Origin of the sequence: Fulvivirga lutimaris, assembly GCF_009711525.1 — a bacterium.
GTDB lineage: Bacteria > Bacteroidota > Bacteroidia > Cytophagales > Cyclobacteriaceae > Fulvivirga > Fulvivirga lutimaris.
In genome coordinates, this window is record NZ_SMLV01000275.1 from 1 (window position 1) to 9,888 (window position 9,888).

Annotated in this window: 9 protein-coding genes; 5 read left to right on the forward strand and 4 right to left on the reverse strand. The window is 37.1% G+C overall.

All coding sequences use genetic code 11. The annotated features are described in order from the left end of the window. The coding region (locus tag E1140_RS04360) for a porin family protein (protein WP_155179425.1) at positions 1 to 581 on the forward strand (581 nt) is incomplete at its 5' end. 78 nt (positions 582 to 659) lie between these two features. Here the strand turns inward: E1140_RS04360 and tyrS are convergent. Continuing rightward, entirely contained in the window at positions 660 to 1,949 is a 1,290-nt protein-coding gene (gene tyrS, locus E1140_RS04365) for a tyrosine--tRNA ligase (protein ID WP_155179427.1), read from the reverse strand. Between the two features lie 204 nt (positions 1,950 to 2,153). Here tyrS and E1140_RS04370 point away from each other — a divergent pair, with 204 nt between their 5' ends. The 4 genes from E1140_RS04370 (at position 2,154) to E1140_RS04385 (ending at position 8,511) form a co-directional block, all read left to right on the forward strand. Then, positions 2,154 to 3,332 (forward strand): efflux RND transporter periplasmic adaptor subunit, encoded by a 1,179-nt coding sequence (locus E1140_RS04370; protein WP_155179429.1) that lies wholly within the window; start codon positions 2,154 to 2,156, stop codon positions 3,330 to 3,332. A 4-nt stretch (positions 3,333 to 3,336) separates the two neighbouring features. Further along, entirely contained in the window at positions 3,337 to 6,528 is a 3,192-nt protein-coding gene (locus E1140_RS04375) for an efflux RND transporter permease subunit (RefSeq protein WP_155179431.1), read from the forward strand. A 16-nt stretch (positions 6,529 to 6,544) separates the two neighbouring features. Next, a complete protein-coding gene (locus E1140_RS04380; protein WP_246202704.1) occupies positions 6,545 to 7,930 on the forward strand; it encodes a TolC family protein in 1,386 nt (461 codons plus the stop codon). Between the two features lie 113 nt (positions 7,931 to 8,043). Continuing rightward, positions 8,044 to 8,511: a pyrophosphohydrolase domain-containing protein gene (locus tag E1140_RS04385; protein ID WP_155179433.1), complete on the forward strand. Its 468-nt coding sequence runs from the start codon at positions 8,044 to 8,046 to the stop codon at positions 8,509 to 8,511. Here E1140_RS04385 and E1140_RS04390 read toward each other — a convergent pair. From E1140_RS04390 to E1140_RS21375, 3 genes are all read right to left on the reverse strand, one after another. Further along, positions 8,508 to 9,293, reverse strand: a complete 786-nt coding sequence (locus E1140_RS04390) for a phosphatidylserine decarboxylase (RefSeq protein WP_155179435.1) — start codon at positions 9,291 to 9,293, stop codon at positions 8,508 to 8,510. The genes E1140_RS04385 and E1140_RS04390 overlap by 4 nt on opposite strands. A 124-nt stretch (positions 9,294 to 9,417) precedes the next feature. Beyond that, positions 9,418 to 9,567, reverse strand: coding sequence for a hypothetical protein (locus E1140_RS04395; RefSeq protein ID WP_155179437.1), 150 nt, complete (start codon positions 9,565 to 9,567; stop codon positions 9,418 to 9,420). 95 nt (positions 9,568 to 9,662) lie between these two features. Beyond that, positions 9,663 to 9,888: hypothetical protein (locus E1140_RS21375; protein WP_185153426.1), on the reverse strand; the 226-nt coding region annotated here is incomplete at its 5' end.

Genomic DNA, 9,888 nt, shown 5'->3' on the forward strand with positions numbered 1-9,888 from the left:
AAATTATGAGAAAGATTTTTTTATCAACAATAATGCTTTTAGGAGCCTATGGTCTCACACAAGCTCAGATTTCAGGAGGTATAAAAGGCGGGTTAAATTTTGCTAATGTTGATGTATCTGGTGATCCTGATGGAAAAACAGGCTACCATGCTGGAGCATTTTTAAACATAGGCGTAGCTGGGATCAGTATTCAGCCAGAAATACTGTATTCAGTTAAAGGAGCTGAAGATTTTGATTTATCTTATGTAGAAGTACCAATCTTGTTAAAGAAGAATTTTGCCAAGGTTGTTAATATCCACCTTGGACCTCAATTTGGTTTTTTAACTAAGGCTGAAGGAGACTTTGGTTCAGGTTCTGAAGATGTTAAAGAGTTTATGAAAGGTACTGACTTGTCAGCAGTATTTGGTGCTGGATTGGACTTGCCAATGGGCTTAAGTGCTGGAGTTCGTTATGTGCTTGGTTTATCTGATGTGAACGATGAGATTTTAACTGGCATTGATTCAAACCTCAATCCTGAATTTGGGGAAATCAAAAACAAGACTTTCCAAATCTATGTTGGTTACAAACTATTCGGTAACTAAAAGTTTGAATACATTATAAAATAAAAAGCCCTCTAGATTATTCTAGAGGGCTTTTTTATTGTCAATATTGATGAACTTTTAATTCACACAAATCACATAGTAGTTTTTCTTTCCTTTTTGTGCTAATAGGTATTTGCCTTGTAGTAGCTGAAAATCAACCTTTTGGTCTGGGCTATCAATTTTGGTTTTGTTAATGCTAACACCACCTTCCTGGATCATTCTTCTGGCTTCACCTTTCGACTTAAATATTAGTCCTTCAATTGTCTGAGATAAAAAGGTCGTTACATCATCGGCATTGTCAAAGTCAGACTTACTGATTTCGGTTTGTGGCACCCCACTAAAAACTGAAAGGAAAGTTCTTTCATCTAAAGAGGCCAGATCTTCTGTAGTAGACTTACCAAATAGTATTTGAGAAGCTTTAATCGCTGATTCTAAAGCTTCCTGAGAATGTGCTCTAACAGTTATATCTTCAGCCAGTGCCATTTGTAGTTTCCTCATATGAGGAGCTTCCGCATGTTCCTTCTCTAAAGCTTCAATTTCTTCTCTAGACTTTAGGGTGAATATTCTTATAAAATTCGCTGCATCAACGTCTGAAGCATTTAACCAGTACTGATAGAATTCATAAGGTGAAGTTCTTTCAGCATCAAGCCATACATTACCACCTTCAGTTTTCCCAAACTTAGTTCCATCAGCTTTCTTTATTAAAGGAGTAGTTATGGCAAACGCTTCTCCACTGGCCTTTCTTCTTATTAATTCAGTACCAGTAACAATGTTACCCCACTGGTCTGATCCTCCGAGCTGCAGTTTACAGTTCTTGTTCTTATATAACCAGTAGAAGTCATAACCCTGAACCAATTGGTAAGTGAACTCAGTGAAAGACATCCCAGTTTCGCCCTCTAGTCGTTTCTTTACCGAGTCTTTGGCCATCATGTAGTTTACAGTAATGTGTTTACCTACATCTCTGATAAAATCTAAGAAGGAAAAGTCCTTAAACCAGTCGTAATTATTAACTATCTCAGCAGAAGTTTCTCCACAATCAAAATCAAGAAAACGCTCTAGCTGTGCTTGCACACCTTTAAGGTTTTTTTCTAATACTTCTTCTGATAATAAGTTTCTTTCCTGCGACTTTCCTGATGGGTCACCCACCATGCCTGTGGCACCACCTACCAATGCATAAGGCTTATGACCAGCGCGTTGAAAATGCACCAAAGTCATAATCTGAACTAAGCTACCAATATGAAGAGAGTCTGCAGTCGGGTCAAAACCTATATACGCTGAGGTCATTTCTTTCTTCAACTGTTCTTCTGTTCCAGGCATGATATCATGAATCATCCCTCGCCATTGCATTTCTTCTATAAAATTGGTCATTGGATAGTGTGCTTTTTTCTAAGTTTGCAAATATAGAAAAGCGTGATTTAATCACATTAGTAATTTAACATTATACATTTTTTTGCAATTCATTCAACACTCTTATTAACCGCTGGGCTGGCTTATCACTTATTTATGTAAACGATAGAACCAAAAGCCACCAAAATAGTCTAACGTATTAAGCAACAAACTATTCAATTCTAGATGAAACTAAGACAAGTAATTATTGTAGGGATCGGTCTGACCATTCTTTTTGGCTCCTTTATATTAAGTGGTGCTCTCAGTAGCATGAAAGAACCACCAGAAGTGAAGACTCCTGAAGAAATAAAAAAGTATGTAAAAACTGAAAAGGTAAAGTACTCAAGCATACCAACTGAGGTAATGGCTTTTGGAAGAGTAAAGACAGCAGAATCTTTGGATTTGATAGCCGAGGTATCAGGTAGAATGAAGTCGGTTTCCATACCACTTAAAGAAGGGCAGAGGTTTAACAGAGGCGCTTTATTGTATAAAATTGATGATAGAGAAGCTCGCCTTAATCTGCAATCTCAAAAGAGTAACTTCTTAAAGGAGCTAGCAGCAATTTTGCCTGATATGAAAATTGATTTCAGTGAAAACTATGAGGCCTGGTCTAAGTATTTCTCAGAAATTGATATCAATAAGCCACTACCTGAAATGCCAGCTTATAAAAATGATAAAGAAAAAACATTCTTAGCTACTAAGAATATTTTTAGTTCATTCTACACTATTAAGAGCGCAGAAGTAAACCTTAATAAATATAGTTTCTATGCTCCGTTTGGTGGTGTTATATCTATGGTGGATCTACAGTCTGGGTCCTTTGTGAACCCAGGTAATAAGATTGGCACTATACTAAGGTCTGACAAACTCGAGATGAAGGTCGATGTTAGCGTTTCTGATATTGACTGGGTGGAACTAGGTTCTCAGGCTCAGGTAGTTACTGAAAGTGGTAGAATCTGGGAGGGTAAAGTGGCTAGAATTGGCGAATTCGTTAATCAAAACACTCAATCTATTGATGTTTTTATTGCTATTAATTCAGACAAGGATCGAAAGATTTATGATGGTGAGTACTTGAGATCTATTATTCCTGGCCGTGAAGTCGAGTCAGGAATGCTCGTACCAAGAAATGCCATTTTTGATGGTAATAAGGTTTTTGTTCTTCAGGACTCATTATTAAAAGTTGAAGAAATTCAGATACACAAACTGAATGCAGAAAGTGTTGTTTTCTCTGGTTTGAAAGAAGGTTCAGAACTTGTTGTGGAGCCTTTGATTAATGCTCATAATAATATGAAAGCTTTCAAATTAGAAGAGAAAGAAGATATTGATATCGAGCAGAAGAGTAGTGATGTTAAACTAGTTAAAAACTAAGGCGATGAACTCTATCAAAAATATGGTTGAGTACTTTGTGAAGTTTCCTATACTCGCCAACATCGTCATTGCCCTAACACTTTTAGGTGGTATCATGGCAATGGTGAATACCAAAAAGTCCTTTTTTCCAACACAGAAGGATAAATTCATCAACATTCAGGTAGCTTACCCTGGTGCTTCTCCTGAAGAAATGGAAGAGGGAGTAACGCTGAAGGTGGAAGAAGCACTAAAAAGTATCGCTGGTATTGATGAAATTACCTCTACATCCTCAGAAAACTTTGCAAGTATCAATGTAGAGACTCTGGAGAACTATGATATTGACGAAGTTTATACTGAGATTAAAAATGCTGTTGATGGCATTAGCTCGTTTCCGGTAAGTGCAGAAAAACCCATAATATTCAAGCAACGTCAGCAGTCTACCGCTCAATGGTTAGGCCTGACAGGTGATGTGGATATCAAAACGCTTGAAATGTATGCTGACAAGATTAAAGATGAACTGTTAGCGTCAGGAGTTATTTCACAAGTCAACATCAATGGATTAACAAGCAAGGAAATTTCAATTGAAGTCTCTGAACAAGCTTTAAGCCGATATGGCATTACTTTCGATGAAGTGTCAACTGCGGTAAGGCAGAACAACAGAGATATATCTGCAGGGTCTATTAAGGCAGAAACTGAAGAGATATTAATTAGATCAAAAGCAAAGGTTTCCGATGCTGATTTTATTGGTGAGATTATCGTTAGAACTGAGGTAGATGGTTCCAATCTTTTGCTAAGAGATATAGCGGCTATCAAGGAACAGTTTGCAGATCAGCCTAATAAGGCACTTTTAAACGGTAAAAGAGCTGTATTTATTGAGGTGAAGAAACTTGAAGAGGAAGATCTTCAAAAGATATCAGAGTTTGTTGTTCCTTATGTTGATGAATTTAATGCCAAACACTCAGGTGTAAAATTAGATCTAACATGGGATTTTATGTCAATGCTTAATCAGAGATTAGACCTCTTGACCAGTAACGGAATGGTCGGGTTGTTCCTTGTTCTGATTGCCTTGGGTACATTCCTAAGTCTAAGGCTTTCATTCTGGGTGGCATGGGGTATTCCATCATCATTCCTGGGAATGTTTATCATCGGTAGTTTCTTCGGCCTTACTATTAACATGATCTCATTGTTTGGGATGATATTGGTTATTGGTATTCTGGTGGATGACGGAATTGTGATTGCTGAGAACATCTATACCCATTTTGAAAAAACTAAAAATCCGGTTAAGGCGGCTGTACAAGGTACCATAGAAGTACTGCCTGCTGTATTTACTTCTGTAACAACTACAATCATTGCATTTACGCCTTTATTGTTGCTTACAGGCGGATTTGAGTTTTTAAGGGATATGGCATTTGTGGTGATCTTTAGTTTAGGATTTTCATTACTCGAGGCATTTTTTGTATTACCAGCACACTTGGCAAGTAAATCGGTTTTAAGTGTTAAAAAAGAAGATACAAGAAGCTATAAGATCAGAAGTAAAATCAATGGTGTTATCGATTTTATGCGGTATAAGCTGTATGGAAACGCGCTACGTTATACGTTAAAGTATAGAGCAATTTCAATATGTGTGCTACTTGCGCTATTTCCTATAACCATAGGATTATTTGGAGGTGGGTTTATAAAGGCCACTTTCTTTCCTCAGATTCCTTTTAATAGTTTCAATATAAACATTGCCTTTAAGCCGGGAGAAAGAGAAACTAAAGTTGAAGACTATCTGGAGAGATTTGATAACATCATTTGGGAAGTTAATGAAGACCTGAAAAAGGATCTTGATACTGAAGATGATTTAATTAATTATACTTTCGGTTCTGTGGGTAATACTGCTGATGGCGAATCTGGGTCACATGCAGGAAACATAAATATCTTTTACAAAGAATTAGATGATTATGGTATCAATAGCTATGATATTATCGATCGCCTTTACGCAAAAATTGGAAAGGTGCCCGAAGCTGAGAAATTCAGCATTGGTGGCATGAATAGGTTTGGAAAACCTGTTTCTGTGAGGTTATTAGGTGCCAATTATGAACAACTTCAGTTGGCTAAAGATTATCTTAAATCCGAACTCAATAAGATTACTGACCTAAAAGATATACAGGATAATGTGGCTATTGGTAATAGGGAAATGCTATTTGATTTGAAGCAAGAAGCATATTTCCTTGGCCTTAATCATACGGAGATAACCAAACAGGTAAGGCAGGGTTTCTTTGGAGAGGAAGTGCAGAGACTCCAAAAAGGAGATGATGAAGTTCGCGTCTGGGTAAGGTATCCAGGGAAAGGCAGATTAAATGTTGGTCAGCTTGAGGATATGAAGATTAAGACCACTGACGGAAAACAGTTGCCACTAAGACAATTGACTTCTTATACTATAGAAAGGGGCATCAGCGGTATTAAGCACTATGATGCCGACAGAGCAGTAACTGTTGAAGCAGATATGGTTGACCCCTTTGGAGAAGTACCACCTATATTGAAGAAAGTAACTGATGATATCATTCCAAAATTGAAGAGTCAGTTCCCAACAGTTATGGTTGACTATGGAGGACAAGCGAAAGAAAGTGCCAGAGCAGGTCAGGAAATCGCTACATACTTTGGTGGTGCTTTCGTTCTAATATTCTTTGTTGTGATGATCACATTCCGTTCTTTCTATCAGGCCGTATTGGTTATCGCGATGATTCCTTTGGGATGGTTAGGTGCAACTTGGGGACATGGAATCGAAGGCCACCCTGTATCTATATTGAGTGCCTGGGGCATGATTGCCTTATCTGGTGTAATTATCAATGATGCAGTGGTGTTTCTTGCAAAGTTTAACTCATTAATAAAAGATGATGGACTAAGTGTGCATGATGCTGCATATGAAGCTGGCATTGCCAGGTTTAGAGCTATTATGCTGACTTCTATAACTACAGTTGTTGGATTGTGGCCTCTAATAATGGAAACAAGTTTTCAGGCGCAGTTTTTAATTCCAATGGCCATCTCTGTAGCCTATGGAGTTTTGGTAGGAACGTTCGTTATACTGTTGTTCTTCCCAGTACTAATACTTGTCTTTAATGATGTGCGTAGATATGCTAAATGGCTGTGGACGGGCAATAAACCATCAAGAGAAGGAGTAGAGCGAGTTATTATTGATCAGGAAAGAATGACCGAGTGGGTCGAGTCAGTTTAATTCAATTGTTGAAAAAATGAAGTTTAGATTATATACAATATTCTCAATGGCATTGATGTGCTATTCTGGTAGTGCTATTTCACAAAATCAGTCATTATCATTATCGGAGGCTATAAGCATAGGCTTGGAAAAGAACTTTGATATTAGAATAGAAAGAAAGACTGTAGAAGTGGCTGAAAATAATAATGCCTGGGGTGAGGCTGGACGTATGCCAAATGTCACACTAAATACCACTTATAACAATTCAATGATTAATAATAAGTCGGGCGATCAGTTTTTTAACGGTACAACATTTCCTGGATTTGAATTGAATAATCAGGTGAATAGTGCTTTGACACCGGCCTTAAATGTTAACTGGACAATATTTAATGGTAATAAAGTGAATATCGGCAAAGCAAGGCTGGATGATCTGCAAAGAGAATCTGAGGGTAATGCTGAAATTATAATTTCCAATACAATTCAGGCCATAATCTTAGGGTATTACATCGCTGAACTAGAAGCAGAACGATTAGATACTTATAAGCAGCAGCTTAATTTGTCTTCAGATAAATATGAGCATATAAAGGTTAGATCAGAAATAGGTAGTGCAGTAAGTTCGGATATTCTTCTTGAAGAAGGTAACTATCTTAATGACTCTGTAAGCTATATCAATCAACAATTGGCCTATAGAAATGCAGTTCGTAATCTCAACTTTCTGCTAAATGAGCAAGATGTAGATAAGGACTATGTCTTTACAGACAATCTGATTAATGAAGTTGAAGAGATTGACTTTGCTGATTTGACCAGCAGACTTGAGTCTAATAATGTGGATTTGAAAAAGCTTTATCTGAGTCAGGCCATCTTAAATCATAATATTGGTATTGCCAGAGCGGATAGAATGCCAAGGTTGAGCGTTGATGCTGGATATAGCTATAGTAGAAGCGTACAGGATCTTACTAATGCAGAATCTGATAATGTCAATTTTGTGGCTCCAAATGAAACTTCAATTACCAACAGAGGAACATATTACGCAAACTTTACTTTGGCATTTACCCTTTTTAATGGCAATAAGATTAATAGAGCGATCAAAAATGCTGTAGTTCAGGAGGATATTGGAAATATTCGTATTGAGAAACTGAGGTCTTCCATTAATAGAGATTTATATGACAAATATGATGAGTACAACACAAGGTTAATGATCTATAACATTAATAAAAGAAGAGTTGAGGCTGCTGAAGTTAATTTAAGTATCTCAGATGAAAAGTTTAAAACAGGATCAATCAATTCATTTGACTTCAGAACTGTTCAGAATAATAACTTAGATGCCAAGATTCAGCTTTTACAGTCGCTTTATAATCTCATAGATTCTAAAGTTGCTTTAATGAGACTGACCGGTGGACTGATGGATAATTATACTGAGTAGGTTTATCTAACACAGTATCTGAAATAAACCCAATGTAAGTCAATTACATTGGGTTTATTTTTTAATGCAAATTCAGATTTATGTATCATTGCGCAACCATTAATAATGATACTATGCAACAGCCAGATTCACTTAACCAAGTAGCCGATTTTCATAAGACTTTTAAGCACCCAATTTTAGATTCTCCAGCTATTCCTGATGCTAAAAGATGCGCTTTGAGAGTTGAATTAATTGCTGAAGAACTTAAAGAACTTGAAGAAGCCATTAAGGATAAAGATTTGGTTGAAGTGGCTGATGCTCTATGCGATATACAGTATGTGCTTTCTGGTGCTATTTTGGAGTTTGGCCTTGGCGAAAAGTTTAAAGCATTATTCGATGAGGTACAGCGCTCAAATATGAGCAAGGCCTGCAACACCGTAGAAGAAGCCAAAGCCACTGTAGAGTTCTACAAAAACGAGAAAGATACTGAGTGCTACTATAAAGAAGAAGATGGTAAATTCCTCGTCTATCGTACTGCTGATGACAAGACCATAAAGTCTATCAACTATTCTCCTGCAGATCTGAAATCAATCTTAAGCTAATATTTTTGTCCAACACAAACCTTAGTTAGGTTTTGGGTTTCTGTTGCTACAGGGCTTACCATACAGCATGTCGAGCCTAGTAGGAATTTACCTATCTCTTGCCCGGCACTAAGCTGATAACTTGGCCTAATGTTGTATGCTAGTTCTATGGTGCCAACGGCAGGACCTCCAACTATTGATAAAAACCAAAACCTATTACAACTACCTCTTAGTTTAAGATTAACTCTTTCATTTCTCATTGCAGGCAGAGAAGGGGCTTCCTTATAAAGCCAGGGACGCAGCATAACCAAATCTCCCGGAATGTACTCAATTTCTTCTACTACTAAGTTGGCTGGTGAGTGTATTCTGTGATAGTTATTGTTATGAAGAAATACATTCGAGAAGAAGTAACTGTCGTCAATGTCATTGCCCATGGTACCAAAAATGCTTTTTATATTTTTTCGGTCACCTTTAATATTGACGGAGTCAAAATCTTTAACAGCTCCATAGTCGCAGAGCAATCCTTCACACGGCCAAATATAATCAGTGGTAATGTCCAATGGTTTCTTAAATACTCTTGTGAAAAAATCCTGAAAGCTAGCGTAGTATTCTGAACCAGATTCTGAAACGAACTGATTAAGGTATTTTTCATTTAACCTATTGAATTTACAATAGGGTTTTATAATGTATTTGGTAAATGACTTATTATAAATGTTGGCGTAGAGTTTAGAAATATTTCGCTGTACTGAAGAGGGAAGATTACCCCAAATGTTAAGAGAAACAAATCGATATAATGAGGTCATAGTTATTGAATTTGAGTTCACGGTTAAAACGTAAATTCAAATTACAGCGATGAAAATTATCAGGATTTTAGACCGACAGCAGAAGGCGTCACATCTACTGCATTGTAGTAAAGACTAACTACAGCTAAATAAAGAATTCCAATTGGAATACTGGAGATGATTTCTCTTGTATTGGGCGTATGGCTAATATGGTTGAAGTGTTGAAAACTTCAATAAATTCTGTTCTACTTATGCGTTCTTTAGATACACCAGGGTTGACTTTGTGATACTGCATTCTGCCGGATTTATTGGCAGTGGCACTATACATAAAAGTAAACTGGAACCTAACAGGGGAGGGGACAAACCGCATTTCAGAGTAAACAGCTACAATTAGTAGCTGTTTTTAAAGTTGGCAAATACTAGTCTGTTCTGTATAGTGTTGTATTGTGTGAGTAGGTTATAGGCCGCATCAGGCACATAGTTAAACCTTCTCTTAAAGTCCTCTACAAGCGTTGATAATTCTTGCACATAGAACCTGATCTGATCAAGGTTTTTACATCTTTTTGGGCTTTCAAAATTTCTGGAGGTGAAGATTTGAAACTCTCTGTCTATTCTT